Source organism: Hymenobacter sp. M1-2, from assembly GCF_057808495.1.
Genome location: NZ_JBTYZO010000004.1, coordinates 66,016 through 83,537, shown reverse-complemented (window position 1 = coordinate 83,537; position 17,522 = coordinate 66,016). Strand labels below are relative to the sequence as shown.

The window sequence follows — 17,522 nt, the reverse complement described above, 5'->3', positions numbered from 1 at the left end:
CCAAAGCTCCGCGTGGTTGCAGGCTCCTATGGTTGGCAGTATAAATGGTCAGGCGAAAGGAACGCGGTGTGGCTTTTGATTTCTCCCTCTGGCTATCACACCAATTGTACAGGGAAGCCCCGGCGGGGCGGTATATCGGTAGTAAAACGGCGGTAGTGAAGACAAGCCCCGGCGGGGCGACACCGAGTGAGGTGGTTTGGATGTGTCGCCCCGCCGGGGCTCTGGAACATTATATCAACGGATGGCTACCGATATACCGCCCCTCCGGGGCTTCCTCATACGTCACTGGGCGGAAGTGCTGCCAGGATACAGCTTGGAGCTTGTGGCTTACAGCTTCCCCCTTCGGCTCAACCCCATACCGCTTCCATGCAGCCTAGAGGAGTAAGCCGTTACTTTGCTTCATGAAATTTTTCACTTTCCTCGCTGCTACGCTGCTGCCCACATTCGTTGGCTTGGCGCAGCAGCTGCCCATCCCGCTCAACCTGCGGTCTACTTACACCAAAGATACTCGCTCGGAGACTGGCGCCCCCGGCCCTAAATACTGGCAGAACACCGCCGAATACGACATCAACGTAAGCTTCGACCCCACTACGCGCCGCGTGGCGGGCACCGTCGATATCGCCTACCAGAACCAGAGTCCCGACTCGCTGCGGCAATTACAGTTCAAGCTTTACCCCAACTACTACCAGAAAGGTGCGCCCCGTGTCAATCCTATCAGCCCCGAAGATGTGGGGGAAGGCGTGCAGATTGAGAGTCTCAGCCTCAATGGCAAGGAGCAGGATGTAAAAAAGCTCCGCATTCAGGCTACCAACATGCCCGTCAGGCTTGCCGCGCCCCTCATGCCAGGCGGTACCATCAAGGTTCGGGTGACGTACTCGTACATCCTCAATAAAGGCTCCCACATGCGTACCGGCGAGGTAGAACCCAACTCGGCCTTCATTGCCTACTTCTTCCCCCGCATCGCCGTCTACGATGACATCGATGGCTGGAATTTATTCGACTATAATGGCTCCCAGGAGTTCTACAACGACTTTTGCACCTTCCGGGCGGCTATCACAGTGCCGCGCAATTTCGTGGTGTGGGCCACCGGCGACCTACTCAACGCCGACCAGGTACTGACTAAGAAGTACGCCAAGCGCCTACAGGATGCTGAGCAGAAAGACGCCATTACCACCATCATCAGCGAGGCCGACCTCAAGCGCCGGGATATTACGGCAAGCAACGCCCAGAACACGTGGCGCTTTGAAGCCAAAAACGTAACGGACTTCGTTTTCGCCACCACCGACCATTACGTGTGGCAGGCCAGCAGCCTTGTAGTAGACCCCGCCACCAAGCGCCGCACCCGCGTCGATGCCGCGTATAATCCGCAGCACAAGGATTTCGAGGAGGTAGTACAGTTCAACCGCCGCACCGTGGAAGCCATGAGCTACACGTTTCCAAAGTGGCCCTTCCCCTACTCCCACGAAACCGTATTCGACGGCCTCGACCAGATGGAATACCCCATGATGGTGAACGACAACCCCGTAGCCACACGCCAAGACGCCATCAGCCTCACCGACCACGAAGTATTCCACACCATGTTTCCGTTCTACATGGGTACCAACGAAACCAAGTACGGCTGGATGGACGAAGGCTGGGCTACCATCGGCGAGTGGATTATCTCGGGTATCATTCAGCCTGGTTTTGTGGACGAATACGGCATCGAGCCCTACGCCCGCGGCTCGGCGCAGGAGTTTGATGTGCCCATTACCACGCTCAGCACCCAGCAAACCGGCACCGCCTTCTTTCTCAACTCCTACCCTAAACCGGCGCTGGGCTACCTCTACGTCAAGGATTTGTTGGGCGAGGAGCTGTTCACGAAGGCTCTGCACACCTACATCCGCAACTGGCAAGGCAAGCACCCCATGCCCTACGACTTCTTCAACTCCATGAACACCGGTGCGGGCCAGAACCTCAACTGGTTCTGGCAGCGCTGGTTCTTCGAAGGCGGCTACCCCGACCTGGCCATTGCCAACGTCAATAAATCGGCCACCGGCTACGACATCGTAGTGCAAGCAAAAGGCACCAAACCCGTTCCCGTGGACCTGACCGTAACATTTGCCGACGGCAAAACCGAGCAAATCCACCGCACCGTAGCCGTGTGGCAAACCGGAGATACCAGCGTCACGGTGCCTGTAGCTACCAGGAAGACAGTACGCAAAGTAGAGCTAGGCAGCACCTACGTGCCGGATAAGTTCGTGAAGGATAACGTATGGGAAGGGAAGTGAGGCCACTTTTTCACTTGCTTATGCGTTAAAAGTGAAACCTTGTATCTTCCGGTTATGAATACGCTGCACCTGACTATTCCGCTCACGATTCCTCAACTGGCCGAGTTGCTGCGCACTCAATTTTCCACCGATGAGCGGCAGCAGCTCGCCAAGCTGATGTTGGAAACGAAAGACCAAGTGGAGGAGCCAGCAGAAGTATTTTCTCTGTCTAGCAGCTTGAGAGAAGCTATTCTGGAACTCAATCAGTATAAGCGCGGCGAAATCACATTGCCTACCCTCGAAGAATTTCTGGATGAGCTACAAGATTTAGGCCATCCAACGAATTTCAGCGCCGCGTCAAGAAGCTAGCCAAAAAATACGCCTCTTTACCCCAGGACCTGAGGCAGCTAATGAACCTAATGCCCGATAATCCTAGGGCTGGTACTCTGCTTGGCATGAACTGCTATAAGCTACGCCTTGCTATTGAAAGTAAAGGGAAAGGGAAATCCGGTGGCGCACGGCTAATTACTTATGTTGCTGTAGTGAATGAGGAAATTGTGCTGCTCACCATCTACGACAAAGCTGAGAAAGATGACTTGCGTCCTGGCGAGTTGCAGGAGTTGCTGAAGCTGCTAGAGGAATAGAGCGGTGACGCCTTAGTTAGCAAGGCGCGGCAGAGACAGAGGTGCATTTTCCCTACCACCACAAGCACAACGGCCACTGGGTGAGTGACTAAAAAAGGGCGCCATTGCTGGCGCCCTTTTTTATTTGCTATAAATCAATCTTCATCCCTACCCTTTCGGCGTCAGCGTGATGTACGGGATGATGCATTCTTCCAACGAAATGCCGCCGTGCTGGAACGTGTCCTTGTAGTAGTTCACGTAGTAGTTGTAGTTGTTGGGGTAGGCGAAGAAATAGTCGCCGACGGTGAAGACGTAGGCCGTGCTCACGTTTTCGCGGGGCAGGAAGATGCGCTCTGGTTTGCGCACCGTGTACACGTCCTTGGAGTCGTCGAAGCCCAGGTTTTTGCCGTGCTTGTAGCGCAGGTTGGTGTTGGTGTTCCGGTCGCCCACGATTTTGTAGGGGCGCCGCACGCGGATGGTGCCGTGGTCGGTGGTGATAACGAGTTTGCCTTTGCGCTCGGAAATCTGCTGGAGCATCTCGTACAGCGGCGAGTGCAGGAACCACGAGCGCGTAATGCTGCGGTACGCCGACTCATCGGCGGCCAGCTCCCGAATCATGGCCATGTCGGTGCGAGCGTGCGAGAGCATGTCCACGAAGTTGTAGACGATGACGTTGAGCTTGTGGTTGTTGTGCAGGTTGGCCATTTTGCCCAGCAGGTCCTTGCCGGCTTGCAGGTTGGTGACCTTGTTGTAGCTGAACTTCTGCTTCTGGCCGGCCTTCTGGAAGTTGATTTCCATGAATTCCTGCTCGTGCAGGTTTTTGCCCTCGTCGTCATCATCCCACACCCACAGGTTGGGGTACTTCTTCTGGATGTCGCCGGGCATCATGCCTGAGAAGATGGCGTTGCGCGCGTAGGCCGTGGTGGTGGGCAGAATGGAGTAGTACATTTCCTCCTGGTCCACGGTGAACAGCTCGGCGATGATGGGCTCCAGTATCTTCCACTGGTCGTAGCGCAGGTTGTCGATCAGCACGAAGTACACGGGCTGCTCGCCGGTGGCTTTCATGAGCGGAAACACGCGGTCCTTGAACAGTTGGTGCGACATGAGCGGGGCGTCCTTATCGTCGCCGTTCACCCAGTCCTCGTAGTTTTCCGTGATGAAGCGGCCGAAGTAGGTATTGGCCTCGTCCTTCTGCATGTTGAAAACGTCGGCCATGCTCTTGCCTTCCGTCTCGTTGATTTCCAGCTCCCAGTACACCAGCTTCTTGTACACGTCGGCCCACTCGCTCGGCGAGAGCCGGTCGGAGAGTTGCATACCCAGCTGGCGGAAGTCGCGCTGGTAGCCGGAATTGGTTTTTTCGGATACGAGGCGCTTGTTGTCGAGCACCTTTTTCACCGAGAGTAGAATCTGGCTCGGGTTGACGGGCTTGATGAGGTAATCGGCAATTTTGCTGCCGATGGCCTCTTCCATAATGTGTTCTTCCTCGCTTTTCGTAATCATCACCACCGGCACGGTCGGGCGCACGGCTTTGATTTCGGTGAGGGTTTCCAGGCCCGTGAGGCCGGGCATATTCTCGTCCAGAAAGACGATGTCGTAGGTTTGCTCCTGAATTTGTTCGATGGCATCGGCTCCGGAATTGACGCCGGTGACTTCGTAGCCTTTCTCCTTCAGAAAGAGAATGTGCGGCTTGAGCAGGTCAATTTCGTCGTCGGCCCAGAGGATGGAGTATTGTTGCATGGTAGGGTCTTAAGTGTAACGCCAAGCTCCTGCGTGGCGCGTCGTTGAACGAGCTTTTATTCAACAGCAGCCCGCGCGGCATAGTTTGCCCCAAAGAGGCTAAACCCAGTGCGCAGGTTGCAACTGCTGTTTCGTAAGTAGCTTTACTCCCAATCCCTGACTTTTGGTTCTGAAAAAATTATCGGCCGCCGATATTTCGCCGTAACTCCGCCGTAAAGAAGCGGAAAATAGTTGATTTGAGTTCCGCCGACTACCTGTAGCGCGAAGCTCCAGCTTCGCGCATCGTTGCCCGACAAGCGCGCAACAATCCCTAATTAGCCCTTCCCCGACGCGCGCATCCAGGACTTCGCGCTACTTCTTATGAACAAAAAGAAAATCTTCAACGACCCGGTGTACGGCTTTGTCACGATTCCAACCGAGCTGTTGTTCGACCTGATTGAACACTCCTATTTCCAGCGGCTGCGGCGCATTCAGCAATTGGGCCTCACCATGTTCGTGTATCCGGGGGCGCTGCACACGCGCTTTCACCACGCGCTAGGCGCCATGCACCTCATGACGCTGGCCCTGCGCACACTCAAAGACAAGGGTGTCGCCATCACGGCCCGGGAGGGCGAAGCGGCGCAGGCCGCCATCCTGCTTCACGACATCGGCCACGGCCCCCTCTCCCACGCACTGGAGCGCAGCATTTTTCATGATGTCCACCACGAGCAAATCAGCCTGCACTTGATGCAGAAGCTGAACGCTGAGTTTGGCGGGGCGCTGGATTTGGCCATTGCCATCTTTCAGGGCACCTACCACCGGCCGTTTTTCCACCAGCTCGTCAGCAGCCAGCTCGACATGGACCGGCTCGACTACCTCAACCGCGACTCGTTCTACACCGGCGTGCAGGAAGGCCGCCCCGGCGCCGACCGCCTCATCAAGATGCTGACCGTGGTGAACGAACGGCTGGTGCTCGAAGAAAAAGCCGTATACAGCATCGAAAACTTTCTGGTGAGCCGCCGGCTGATGTACTGGCAAGTGTACCTGCACAAAACCGTGACCAGCGCCGAGCAGATGGTGATTCGCATCATGCAGCGCGCCCGCGACCTGGTACGCAGCGGCGTAGAAGTGCCTGCCTCGCCCGCCCTGCATTTCTTCTTGTCGCGCAACGTGACGCAGCCGGAGTTTGAGGCCGACGATAAAATCCTGCGCCGCTTCACCCGCCTCGATGATACCGACGTGTGGAGCGCCGTAAAGCTCTGGGCCGACCACCCCGACAAAGTACTCAACTACCTCGCCCAAAGCATCCTCGACCGGCGCCTGTTCAAAATCAGTTTGCAAGCCGAGCCCTTCGAGGAAGATTTCCAGCTTGGCATCGTGGAGTTGATTGCCGAGCGTTTCGGCCTGCCGCCCAACGACGCCGCCCAGCTCATGATTGCCGGCCGCATCAGCAACAACGCCTACGACGCCGACGGCCAGGACACTATTGACGTACTCACCAAGCGTGGCCGCGTCATCAACGTAGCCGAAGCCTCCGACCTACCCAACATCAAAGCCCTGGGCCAGCGCGTGGAGAAACATTATATCTGCTATCCGAAGGAAATTTTGTGACCAGTGCTTAGTGCCTGGTGCATAGTGCTTAGGTTGTTCTACTACGGAAAGAGAGAACCTGCTTTGCGTGAATCTGCGGGGAGAAATCCGAAGAACCTGAGCACCAAGCACCAGGTACTAAGCACTAAATTTCTCTACTTTTGCCCCCTATGGAATTTACGGTAGGCCAGATAGCAGAAGTGTTGCGCGGCGCGGTAGAAGGCGACGCAAGCCAGCGGATTGACCGTTTGGCCAAGATTGAGGAGGCGCAAACCGGCGCCCTTTCCTTTCTATCCAACCTCAAATACGAGCCCCACCTCTACACCACCGGCGCCTCCGCCGTCATCGTGAGCCGCACGCTGGAGTTGAAGCAACCCGTGGCTACGGCCCTCATCCGCGTCGACGACCCGTACACGAGCTTCACCACGTTGCTTGAATTCTATCAGCAGGCCACGCGCACCGGCAAACGAGGCGTAGAAGAACCAGCCTACCTGGGCGAAAACTCCACCATCGGCGACAACCACTACCGCGGCGCCTTTTCCTACATCGGGCAGAACTGCCGGATTGGTAACGACGTGGTGATTTTTCCGCACGTGTACATCGGCGACCGGTGCACCATTGGGGATGGCACTATCTTGTACCCCGGAGCCAAAATCTACGCCGAGACGGTGATTGGGGCCCGGTGCGTCATTCATGCCGGCGCCGTTATTGGGTCCGATGGATTCGGTTTCGCCCCGCAGCCCGACGGCTCCTATCGCCCCATTCCGCAGATCGGCAACGTGGTGCTGGAAGACAACGTGAGCGTCGGCGCCAACGCCACCATCGACTGCGCTACGCTGGGCTCTACCATTATCCGGGAAGGTGCCAAAATCGATAACCTCGTGCAGATTGCTCATAACGTGGAGATTGGCCGGCACACGGTGGTAGCCGCGCAAACTGGCATTTCCGGCTCCACCAAAATCGGAGATTTCTGCGTACTGGCGGGCCAAGCAGGCATTGCGGGGCACCTTTCGCTGGCGAACCGGACGACCGTTACGGCACAGTCGGGCGTGGGCAAATCCATCAAGGTAGAAGGCCAGTTCTTGCAGGGCGCGCCCGCCTTCAACCTGCGCGACAGTCTGCGCGCCAACGCCGTTTTCCGCCATCTACCCGACTTGGAGCGCCGCCTTAGCCAGTTGGAGCGCAACACAAACCCGCCGGAAAAGTCCTAGCTTTGCAGCCCTGAGGAGCTAGAAGCTAGGAGTCAGGAGCTAGAAGAAAGGGCTGTTCTGGCGTTCCATCTTCTTTACCACGCTCCTAGCTTCTAGCTCCCAGCTCCTAGCTCCTGTAAATGAACGACAAGCAACATACTATCAAGGCGCCCGTCACCGTGAGTGGCATCGGCCTTCATACCGGCGTGCAGGCTACCATGACGTTTTGCCCGGCACCCGTAAACCACGGCTACAAATTTCAGCGCGTGGATTTACCCGGCCAGCCCATCGTGGATGCCGACGTGGACAACGTGGTAGACCTTTCGCGCGGCACCACAATTGAGCAGAATGGCGCCCGCGTCAACACCGTGGAGCACACACTGGCCGCGCTGGTAGGCTTGCAGCTCGACAACGTCCTGATTCAGCTCGACGGCCCCGAGCCACCCATCATGGACGGTTCCAGCTACGAGTTCATTCAGGCGCTGGAAGAAGCCGGACTGGAAGAGCAGAACGCACTTCGCAACTACTTCGAGATTCCTGAAGAAATCCGCTTCCTGGATAATGGCCGGGCCGTAGAAATTGCCGCCTTGCCCCTGAACGACTACCGTCTTACAGTGATGGTGGATTACAATTCGCCGGTCCTGGGCTCCCAACACGCCTCCCTCACCGACATCAGCCATTTCAAAGGCGAAATTTCCTCGTCGCGCACCTTCTGCTTCCTGCACGAGCTGGAAACGCTCTACAAGCAGAACCTCATCCGCGGCGGCGACCTCAGCAACGCCATTGTAGTAGTAGACCGCGTGGTGAGCGAAGATGAGCTGACAGAGCTAGCCACCATGCTGGGCAAACCCAAAGTGGCCGTGAAGAAGGAAGGCATCCTCAACAACGTGGACCTGCGCCACAAAAACGAGCCCGCCCGCCACAAGCTCCTCGACATGGTGGGCGATTTAGCCCTAGTCGGTCGGCCATTGAAAGGCCAGATCTTGGCAGCTCGCCCTGGCCACGCGGCCAACGTGGCTTTCGCCAAAAAGATCAAGAAGAAGATGCTGGAAGCCGATTCGTCGCCGATTCCTAGCTACGATGCTTCGCGGACGCCGGTGATGGACATCAACCAGATTTCGGCCACGCTGCCGCACCGCTATCCCTTTCTACTCATCGACAAAATCATTCATCTCGACGCCACCACGGTAACGGGCGTGAAGAATGTGACGATCAATGAGCCGTTTTTCATGGGCCACTTCCCCGGCAACCCGGTGATGCCCGGGGTGTTGCAGATTGAAGCTATGGCCCAAACCGGCGGCATTCTGGTGCTCAACACCGTAACTGATCCGGAGAATTACTGGACCTACTTCATGGGCATCGAGAATTGCCGTTTCCGCCGCAAGGTAATTCCCGGCGACACGCTCATTTTCCGCTGCCAACTGCTGGCGCCCATCAAGCGCGGCATCGCCAAGATGAAGGGCCAAGCTTTCGTGAACGGGAAAGTGGTGATGGAAGCCGAAATGTCCGCCAGTATCGTTCGTAAGGACGCTTAATTCTCAATTAATAATTAGTAATTAAGAATGAATAATTCTCATACGACATTCGCCTCGTGGAGCGTTGAGACATTCTTAACTAGTAATTATTAATTCTTAATTACTAATTAATCAACGAATGAACCAGCCGCTCGCCTACATCCATCCGGAAGCCAAAATTGCCCAAAACGTGGTCGTGGAGCCTTTCACGACCATTGATAAGGATGTGGAAGTCGGGGAAGGTACTTGGATTGGCTCCAACGTTACCATTATGGCTGGGGCCCGTATCGGTAAGAATTGCAAGATATTTCCTGGCGCCGTTATTGCCGCCATGCCCCAGGACCTCAAGTTTGCGGGCGAGAAAACTACAGTGCACATCGGCGACAACACCGTCATTCGGGAATGCGTGACCGTGAACCGCGGCACCGTAGACCGGCTCAAAACCGTAGTGGGCGCCAATTGCCTGCTGATGGCCTACGTACACGTAGCCCACGACTGTATCATCGGCGACAACTGTGTGCTGGCCAACGCCGTGCAGCTAGCCGGCCACGTCGAAATCGGCGACCATGCCATTATTGGTGGCACTTCGGCGGTGCATCAGTTTGTGAAAGTAGGCCCGCACGCCATGATTTCGGGGGGGTCTTTAGTGCGGAAAGACGTGCCACCATTCGTGAAAGCGGGCCGCGAACCGCTTACGTATTCGGGTATCAATAGCATCGGGCTGCGCCGCCGGGGCTTTTCGGACCAGAAGATTTCCGAAATCCAGCAGCTCTACCGCCTACTGTTCCTGGGTGGCATGAACAACAACGACGCGCTCGACAAGATCGAGTTGGAACTAGCGCCCTCACCGGAGCGTGATGAGGTGGTGAACTTCGTGCGCAATTCGGGCCGGGGCATTATCAAAGGCTATTCGCGCGGCGGCAACGGTGCAGATTAATATTAGACCTGAGACAGTGAGACCTGAGAGGTGAGACTACGTTCTGGCGGCGCTTGCACCAGTACAAAGTCTCACTTCTCAGGTCTCACCGTCTCACTTCTCTATGATGCAGATTGAAGCCAGCGGGCTCGGCAAACGATACGCCCGCGAATGGATTTTCCGCAACCTGACGCACACCTTTCAGCCGGGCACGGCCACGGCTGTGCTGGGGCCCAACGGCGCGGGTAAAAGCACCTTGCTCAATACGCTGTCGGGCCAGTTGTTGCCCACCGCCGGCACCTTATCCTACGTGCATCAGGGCCGCCCGGTACCCGTGGAAGAAGTTCCGCCCCTGCTAGCCTACGCGGCGCCTTATTTGGAGCTGATTGAGGAACTGACGCTCACGGAGCTGCTACGTTTTCACACCCGCTTCAAACCGTTGCGGCCCGGCCTCTCTCCTACTCGGCTTACGGAGCTGATGTACCTGGAAAACTCGCGCCACAAGCTAATCCGCGACTTTTCGTCGGGCATGAAGCAGCGCCTCAAGCTGGCCCTAGCTCTCTACGCTGATACCCCTCTGCTGCTACTCGACGAACCAACCACTAACCTCGACCGAGCCGGTGTGGCCTGGTACCAGGAACACGTGCGCGCCACACTAGCTGGGCGCACGGTACTGGTTTCGTCGAATGTGCCAGAGGAGTATGATTTCTGCTCCGAGCAGCTAAACGTGACGGACTTTGGGGCGCGGGCAGCGCGCTAGGTGCTGGTTTGCGGCCGTCTGAGTAGTTTTGGTAAAGCCCTACTTGCTATGTCTGCCCAGCCCCAACCGTATTTTCCGCCCGCTAAACCGTTCATCACGCCCGAAGAGTATCTGGCGGCGGAGCGCGAGGCGGAGTTCAAGCACGAGTACTACCAGGGCGAAGTTCACGCCATGGCGGGTGCCAGCAACGAGCACACGCTTATTGTGAGTAATTTGGTTATCCTGATAGGCAATCAGATACGAGACCGGGACTGCACCGTGCGCGCCAGCGACATGCGTCTACAAACCAGTGCCGCCGGCCTCTACTCCTACCCCGACGTGTCGGTGGTGTGTGGGCCGCCGGAGTTCCGGCCCGATGCCCATCTTGATACGCTGCTAAATCCAACATTGCTCATTGAGGTAATTTCAAAGAGCACCGGCAAGCACGACCGGGGCAGCAAATTTCTGTACTACCGTTCCATTCCTAGCCTGCAACACTACGTGCTGGTTGAAACCAAGGAAATGGAGGTATCCGTGTATACGCGGGCGGAGAGTGAGAAATGGATTTTCGAGGCGTTTACCAATCCAGACGCCGTAGCGCCACTACCACTTCTGCAACTGGAGCTACCCTTGGCAGAAGTGTACCGTAAAGTACCGTTTCGTGCGGCGGAAGGCTCGTCAGAAGCTTCTTCGTGAGCTGCTGTTGACATTTATTTCCCTATTTCTCAACCTGCCATGTCTGCTCAGCCCAAGCCTTACGTCACTGCCGAAGAGTACCTGGCCGCCGAACGCGCCGCGGACTTCAAGAGCGAATACTATGATGGAGAAGTATTTGCCATGTCCGGGGCCAGCAGAGCGCATAATTTGCTGGTGTCTAACCTCATTATTGGTTTAGGCAACAGGCTAGGCGACACGTGTAATGTGTTTCCGAGCGACATGCGCGTGCATGTGCCAGCCAATGGGCTCTACACTTACCCCGACGTATCGGTGGTATGCGGTGAGGAGCAGTACTTGGATGAAACTTACCTTGACACGCTGCTCAATCCGGTGGTGCTGATTGAAGTAATTTCGCCGAGCACTGCCAAAAACGGCCGGCAGAGCAAGTTTATGTTATGTAAGAGCATTCCCAGCCTGTACCATTACGTGCTGGTAGATAGCCGGCGCATGGTGGTCGGCACGCACTCTCGCGGGGCGGCGGGCACTTGGATATATCAGAAAGTTGAGGGTCCGCAAGCAGTGCTTTCGCTACCTGTTCTGCACCTAGAGCTGCCGCTCGCGGAACTCTACCGTAAAGTACTTCTGACTGCCTGAAACCCACTTTCAAGCCACAAAACTTCGTGATTCCGCCAACCACATAACCTTTCAGCCCGTATCTTCGCAGCCACGAACCATCGGACCAAATCCCCAATCTTTCATTCTTTCACGCCCCTGACAAAGGCCATGAGACAACACGACGACGACCTCGACGACGACAACTTCGACGATGACGACGAGCTGGATACCTTCGCGAAAACCGGCGGCAGCAAAACTCGCGGTTCCTCCGAAGACCAGCTCTCCGCCAAGTACGCCGACTACCTGATGTGGCGCGACACCGGCTCCTCGCACGACGAGGCGCTGGACCTAGCCAGCATGACGGAAGAAGAGTACACCACGGCCGAAGCCGCCGAAGACCCCGACGGCAGCAGCGGATTCAGCAGCCTCGACGATGACGACGACTTCGATGATGAAGACGACGAGGAGGATTTTGGTAGCCGCCGCACCGGCCGTGGCAGCACGGGCTTCGACGACGATTTTTAATCGGTCATAGAATCCATCCCGCACCGTCGATTAGTCGAATCACTCATAAAAAAGACCCCGTGTGTTGCACACAGGGTCTTTTTCGTTGAATGTTGCTACTGTTACAATGGCAGGCATTGCTGCTATTACGCTCTTTTGCCGCCAAACACTCGCTTGAGCAATTCGGTAGTGCGGGCCACGGGATTCTCACGAATATTGGCTTCTTCCTGCGCGATGAGCGTGAACAGCCCACCAATAGCTCGGTCGGTGGCGTACTGGTTCAGGTCGGTTTGCACGGGCGTGACGAGCGGAATCTGGTTGTAGCGCGTGGTGAGGTCGGTGTAGTAGCGGGTGGCACCTACTTTACTCAGACTTTGCTGGATGATGGGCTTGAAGGCGGTGCTTAGCTGCGAGCTAGTGGTGCGTTGCAGGTATTGCGTAGCCGCGTTTTTCTCGCCCGTCAGGATGTTCCAGACATCCGAAAAGGTCAGGCTCTTGATGGCCGATAAAAAGATGGGTTTGGCGCTTTTAGATGCGTCTTCCGCGCCCCGGTTCAGAGCCAGCTCAAACTTATCGACCTGACCGCCGAGTCCAACCGTGCGCAGGGTGTTGGCAACGCGTTGGGCATCGGGCGGGAAAGGAATGCGGATAAGCTTGTTAAGGTAAAACCCGTCAGTTTGGGAGGCTTGGTCGGCACCTTTGCTGATACCTTGAGCCAGGGCCTCCTTCAAGCCGCTCGCAGCTTCGGCATTGGTGAGGCCGCCTTGGCTTCTACTGGTCGAGCCGATGGTTGAGCCGGCACGTGTTGGAGTTGGCAGCTTGATGTCGCCGATTTTAGGCAGGCGAATCAGTTGGGCGCTGGCTTGAAATTGTAGTGTCAGCAAAGCAAGCAGCAGGGCGGTGAAGAGGCGGTTGTTCATAGTGCAGGACGGTTTCGTTAGGCCCTAGACATAAACCGGACCAAACCACCTGACCGTGTGCTGACACCCGCCGGTCTGCTGGCTTTTCGCCAGCTGACCGGTCGAAGTACGCTGATGTTGCTTGCGTAGGCCACAAGCCATAGCGCTGAAAGTCTCCATAATTCGAAGAATGGTCCCGCAGTATGTCTGACTATGCTTTGATACAACAGCTTCAGTTAGAAACCTGTTAAGCGGCATCGTTCTGGCGGCGACCGGTCAGCTGGCGAAAAAGCCAGCAGACCGGCAGACGTGAGAATAAAGTTTCGGCCAGTGATTGGGCGCCTTGGCGCATCAATTCACCGGCCGAAACAATGTCTTGAAGTATCTATCTACTTCCCGAATACCCGCTTGAGCAGCTCACTGCCGCGGGCGGTGGGGTTGGCCCGGATGCGGGCTTCTTCGGCCGCGATGAGCGTGAACAAGCCATCTACCGTCTTCTCGCTGGCGTAGGCGTTCAAATCGGAGTTCAGAGGCGTTACGAGCGGAATCTTGTTGTAGCGGCTCACCATTTCGGCATACAACTTGGTGGCGCCGGTTTGGTCGAGCGACTGTTTGATGATGGGCTGAAAGGCCGTTTTGAGTTCGGTATTCGTCTTCTCGTAAAGAAAAGTGGTGGCCGCGTCGTTCTCTTTGCTGGTGGCCAGGCCCAAGGCATCCTGGAAACTCAGGTTTTGTACTGCGCCCAAGAAAATGGGGGTAGCTTCTTTGGCGGCCGTTTCGGCGCCGCGGTTCAAGGCCACTTCGAAATTATCAACCAAAGCCCCCAGGCGCAGCTTGCGCATCATAGCCGACACCAATTCAGCTTCGGGCGGAAACGGAATGCGGATGTCGGCGTTGCCGTTGAAGCCATCGGTGGCGGAGGCTTGCTCCACGCTGCGCTTGATGCTTTGCGTGAGGGCTTCTTTCAGGCCGCCATTGGCTTCGTCGGCAGTGAGGGGGATTTTTACCGGGGCCGCTACTACCACCGGTTTAGTGGTAGTCGTTTTCGCGGCCGTTTTGGCCGTTGTGGTCTTAGCCGGGGCTTTTTTGGTGGTCGTGGTTTTCTTGGTAGTTGTAGTCTTAGTCTGGGCCTGCACGGCTACCGGAGCTACTAGCGCCAACGAGAGAGTTACGAGAAGAGTACGAAATGCGGGCATAAAGTAGTAAACGACGAAAACCAGAACGCCAACGTGGCGGTCTTACGCGTCGGGGATGCCAAATTGCGCCAAATCCCCTTCTCATCCTAACCTGCTCCTTATGCCGCTGCTGCCCGACGTAGAAATCATGACCATTGGCGACGAACTGCTTTACGGGCAAGTCATCGACACCAACTCGGCCTTCATGGGTCAGGAGCTGGCAAAAATTGGGCTGCGCATCCGGCAGATTTCCAGCGTTTCGGACCGCGCCGATGAGATTGTAGCGGCACTCGACCAAGCCCGGCAGCGCGCCCAGGTGGTGCTCATCACCGGCGGCCTGGGCCCCACCAAAGACGACCTCACCAAGCACGTGCTGGCTCGTTACTTTGGCGCCGAGCTGGTATTGCACCAACCCACGCTCACCCACGTCGAAGACATTTTCCGCCGCTTCAACCGCCCCATGCTGGAGGTGAATCGCCAGCAAGCGCTGGTGCCCGCCAACTGTGACGTGCTATTTAACGCAGTGGGTACGGCACCGGGCATGTGGTTCGACGACCAGGGTACGGTGTTCGTGAGCATGCCCGGCGTGCCGCATGAGATGAAGTACCTGATGACGGAACACGTGCTGCCGCGCCTGCAAACGCAGTTTCAGGTACCGCCCATCGAGCACGTGGTGGTGCAGACGGTGGGCATGGGCGAGTCGTTTCTGGCAGAGAAAATTGCCGATTGGGAAACGGCCCTACCGTCCAACATCAAGCTGGCCTACCTGCCCTATCTCGGCGGCGTACGCCTGCGTCTCACCGGCCACGCCGACGGCCAACCCGATCTGCGCCAGCGCATGGAAGCGTTGCTACCGGAACTGCGCACCCGTATCGGAGAGTACATATTCGCGGAAGGCGAAGTGAAGCTTGAAGATGCTATTGGAACGCTGCTGCAAGAGCGCGGCCTCACCATGGGCACCGCCGAAAGCTGCACGGGTGGCCTGCTAGCGCACAAAATCACGAGTGTACCGGGCAGTTCGCGCTACTTCCGCGGCAGCATCGTGGCTTACCACAACGACATCAAAACGCAGGAGCTAGGCGTGCGGCCCGAAACGCTGGCTGCGCACGGAGCCGTGAGCGAAGAAGCCGTGCGCCAAATGGCCGAAGGCGCCCGCGCCCGCCTTGGTGTAGACGTGGCGTTAGCCACCAGCGGTATTGCCGGCCCCGATGGCGGCACGCCCGACAAGCCCGTGGGCACTATCTGCCTTGCTTACGCCGACGCCCACCAAACCGTGAGCCGCAAGTTCACCTTCAACCGGGGCCGCCAACTCAACGTGGAATACACCGTGACGATGGCGTTGGACTTACTGCGCAAGAGCCTACCAGATGCTAACTAGCACGCCTTGGCTGGGTAGCCATTGTTGACATGACGCTAGGCGACAAAAGCTGCGCCTAGCTGCTTCACGTCTCCTGTTGAGGCATTCTTGGCCTGCGTTATTTCTTGGAAAACGGATAGTCGCTCCAAAACTCATTCCGGTGATTGAGTGACTCCGGCGTGCGAGGCCTTCTGGTTTTCGGTTACCTTTGAGTCCGAAAATTCCCCACCCAATATCTCAACCTCTACCCCAACCCGCATGGCACGAGTGGAAATGACGATGCCCAAGATGGGCGAATCCATCATGGAAGGCACCGTTTTGAAATGGCTCAAACGAGTAGGCGACACCATTGAGCAGGACGAATCGGTGCTGGAAGTGGCTACCGACAAAGTCGATACCGAAGTGCCCGCCATCCACGCCGGCGTGTTGCAGGAGATTCTGGTGCAGGAAGGCCAGGTGGTGGCCGTGGGCGCGCCCATCGCCATCGTTGAAACCGACGTGGCCACCGCTGGCGCTGCCGCTCTGGCCGCTACGCCAGCTGCTGCCGAGCCTTCAGCCGATAATGGCACGGCTGAACTGCCCTATTTGCCTGAGGCCACCACTCCGCAGACCAACCCGGCACCGGCCGTTGCCGCTAGTACAGCACAGCCGCAGCCCGGCCGTTTCTACTCGCCACTGGTGCTCAGCATTGCCCGCGAAGAAGGTATTTCGATGGCGGATCTGGAGTATCTGCCTGGCACTGGCAGCGAAGGCCGCGTGACCAAGAAAGATATCCTCGACTACGTAACCAATGGCAAGCAGCCCCTAAGCCAGCAAGCCGCGCCCGCCTCGCAAACGGCACCCGCCGCTACGCCAGTTCCGACCGCTGCTGCTTCCACTCCGACCACGCCGCAGCCTGTTGCCGCCGCGCAACCCGCCGCACAGTCTGCTGCCAGCACTTCGACCGCCGCGCCCAAAGCCGCGCCTTCGGTGAGTGGGGCGCAGGAGCTGATTGAAATGGACCGCATGCGTAAGATGATTGCCCAGCGCATGGTGGATTCCAAGCGGATTTCGCCGCACGTTACTTCCTTCGTAGAGGCCGACGTGACGGACATCGTGAACTGGCGCAACAAGCATAAGGACACCTACAAGAAGCGTGAGGGCGAAAACCTGACCTTCACGCCCATTTTCATTCAGGCCATTGCGCGCGCCATTCAGGACTTCCCCAACATCAATGTGTCGGTAGATGGGGACTACATCATCAAGAAGCGCGACATCAACATTGGCGTGGCCGTGGCCCTGCCCTCTGGCAACCTCATCGTGCCCGTGATTCACAACGCCGACCAGCTCAATCTCAACGGCCTGAGCAAGCGCGTGAACGACCTCGCCAACCGCGCCCGTCAGAACAAGCTCAAGCCCGAAGACCTGGAAGGCGGCACTTACACCGTCAGCAACGTAGGCTCGTTCGGCAACGTGATGGGCACGCCCATCATTATGCAGCCGCAGGTGGCCATCATGGCCGTGGGTGCTATCAAGAAGAAGCCCGCCGTCATCGAAACGCCGCAGGGCGACCTGATCGGTGTGCGCCACTTCATGTTCCTCTCCCACTCCTACGACCACCGCGTAGTCGATGGCTCGCTCGGCGGCATGTTCGTGCGCCGCGTGGCCGACTATCTGGAGCAGTTCGACCCGAATACTTCAATTTGAATTGTTAAATGGCTTAATGGTTGAATGGTTGGTCGTTCTGCTAATTCGTTGAACGACCAACCATTTAACCATTAAGCCATTTAACCATTAAACTT

15 protein-coding genes are annotated in these 17,522 nt (G+C 57.0%); 12 read left to right on the top strand and 3 right to left on the bottom strand.

Annotation, left to right across the window (positions count from 1 at the left end; genetic code table 11):
* Nucleotides 1–401 precede the first annotated feature (401 nt).
* Nucleotides 402–2,267, top strand: a complete 1,866-nt coding sequence (locus tag ACYSMN_RS05525) for a M1 family metallopeptidase (RefSeq protein ID WP_488922853.1) — start codon at nucleotides 402–404, stop codon at nucleotides 2,265–2,267.
* A 54-nt stretch (nucleotides 2,268–2,321) separates the two neighbouring features.
* Entirely contained in the window at nucleotides 2,322–2,615 is a 294-nt protein-coding gene (locus tag ACYSMN_RS05520) for a hypothetical protein (RefSeq protein WP_488922852.1), read from the top strand.
* 422 nt (nucleotides 2,616–3,037) lie between these two features.
* Here ACYSMN_RS05520 and porX read toward each other — a convergent pair whose 3' ends face one another.
* Complete coding sequence (gene porX, locus ACYSMN_RS05515) at nucleotides 3,038–4,606, bottom strand: T9SS response regulator signal transducer PorX (RefSeq protein ID WP_488922851.1); 1,569 nt, start codon at nucleotides 4,604–4,606, stop codon at nucleotides 3,038–3,040.
* Nucleotides 4,607–4,966: 360 nt separating this feature from the next.
* On the opposite strand from porX, the gene ACYSMN_RS05510 reads away from it, so the two are divergent.
* From ACYSMN_RS05510 to ACYSMN_RS05475, 8 genes are all read left to right on the top strand, one after another.
* On the top strand, nucleotides 4,967–6,196 hold the full coding sequence (locus tag ACYSMN_RS05510) for an HD domain-containing protein (protein WP_488922850.1): 1,230 nt from the start codon (nucleotides 4,967–4,969) through the stop codon (nucleotides 6,194–6,196).
* 149 nt (nucleotides 6,197–6,345) lie between these two features.
* Nucleotides 6,346–7,386, top strand: a complete 1,041-nt coding sequence (lpxD, locus tag ACYSMN_RS05505; RefSeq protein WP_488922849.1) for a UDP-3-O-(3-hydroxymyristoyl)glucosamine N-acyltransferase — start codon at nucleotides 6,346–6,348, stop codon at nucleotides 7,384–7,386.
* 119 nt (nucleotides 7,387–7,505) lie between these two features.
* The gene (locus tag ACYSMN_RS05500) at nucleotides 7,506–8,900 is read left to right on the top strand and encodes a bifunctional UDP-3-O-[3-hydroxymyristoyl] N-acetylglucosamine deacetylase/3-hydroxyacyl-ACP dehydratase (protein ID WP_488922848.1); all 1,395 of its coding nucleotides are present in this window, start codon (nucleotides 7,506–7,508) and stop codon (nucleotides 8,898–8,900) included.
* Nucleotides 8,901–9,018: 118 nt separating this feature from the next.
* Entirely contained in the window at nucleotides 9,019–9,816 is a 798-nt protein-coding gene (gene lpxA, locus ACYSMN_RS05495) for an acyl-ACP--UDP-N-acetylglucosamine O-acyltransferase (RefSeq protein WP_488922847.1), read from the top strand.
* Nucleotides 9,817–9,919: 103 nt separating this feature from the next.
* Nucleotides 9,920–10,555: an ABC transporter ATP-binding protein gene (locus tag ACYSMN_RS05490; RefSeq protein WP_488922846.1), complete on the top strand. Its 636-nt coding sequence runs from the start codon at nucleotides 9,920–9,922 to the stop codon at nucleotides 10,553–10,555.
* A gap of 48 nt (nucleotides 10,556–10,603) precedes the next feature.
* Nucleotides 10,604–11,230 (top strand): Uma2 family endonuclease, encoded by a 627-nt coding sequence (locus ACYSMN_RS05485; RefSeq protein WP_488922845.1) that lies wholly within the window; start codon nucleotides 10,604–10,606, stop codon nucleotides 11,228–11,230.
* A 39-nt stretch (nucleotides 11,231–11,269) separates the two neighbouring features.
* The gene (locus ACYSMN_RS05480; protein ID WP_488922844.1) at nucleotides 11,270–11,845 is read left to right on the top strand and encodes a Uma2 family endonuclease; all 576 of its coding nucleotides are present in this window, start codon (nucleotides 11,270–11,272) and stop codon (nucleotides 11,843–11,845) included.
* Between the two features lie 129 nt (nucleotides 11,846–11,974).
* Nucleotides 11,975–12,331, top strand: a complete 357-nt coding sequence (locus tag ACYSMN_RS05475) for a hypothetical protein (protein ID WP_488922843.1) — start codon at nucleotides 11,975–11,977, stop codon at nucleotides 12,329–12,331.
* Between the two features lie 125 nt (nucleotides 12,332–12,456).
* On the opposite strand, the gene ACYSMN_RS05470 is transcribed toward ACYSMN_RS05475, so the two are convergent.
* The gene (locus tag ACYSMN_RS05470) at nucleotides 12,457–13,230 is read right to left on the bottom strand and encodes a DUF4197 domain-containing protein (protein ID WP_488922842.1); all 774 of its coding nucleotides are present in this window, start codon (nucleotides 13,228–13,230) and stop codon (nucleotides 12,457–12,459) included.
* A 368-nt stretch (nucleotides 13,231–13,598) separates the two neighbouring features.
* Entirely contained in the window at nucleotides 13,599–14,405 is an 807-nt protein-coding gene (locus ACYSMN_RS05465) for a DUF4197 domain-containing protein (RefSeq protein ID WP_488922841.1), read from the bottom strand.
* Nucleotides 14,406–14,505: 100 nt separating this feature from the next.
* Between ACYSMN_RS05465 and ACYSMN_RS05460 the strand changes: the two genes are divergently transcribed.
* Nucleotides 14,506–15,762 (top strand): competence/damage-inducible protein A, encoded by a 1,257-nt coding sequence (locus ACYSMN_RS05460; RefSeq protein WP_488922840.1) that lies wholly within the window; start codon nucleotides 14,506–14,508, stop codon nucleotides 15,760–15,762.
* A 237-nt stretch (nucleotides 15,763–15,999) separates the two neighbouring features.
* The gene (locus tag ACYSMN_RS05455) at nucleotides 16,000–17,427 is read left to right on the top strand and encodes a dihydrolipoamide acetyltransferase family protein (protein WP_488922839.1); all 1,428 of its coding nucleotides are present in this window, start codon (nucleotides 16,000–16,002) and stop codon (nucleotides 17,425–17,427) included.
* Nucleotides 17,428–17,522: the final 95 nt, after the last annotated feature.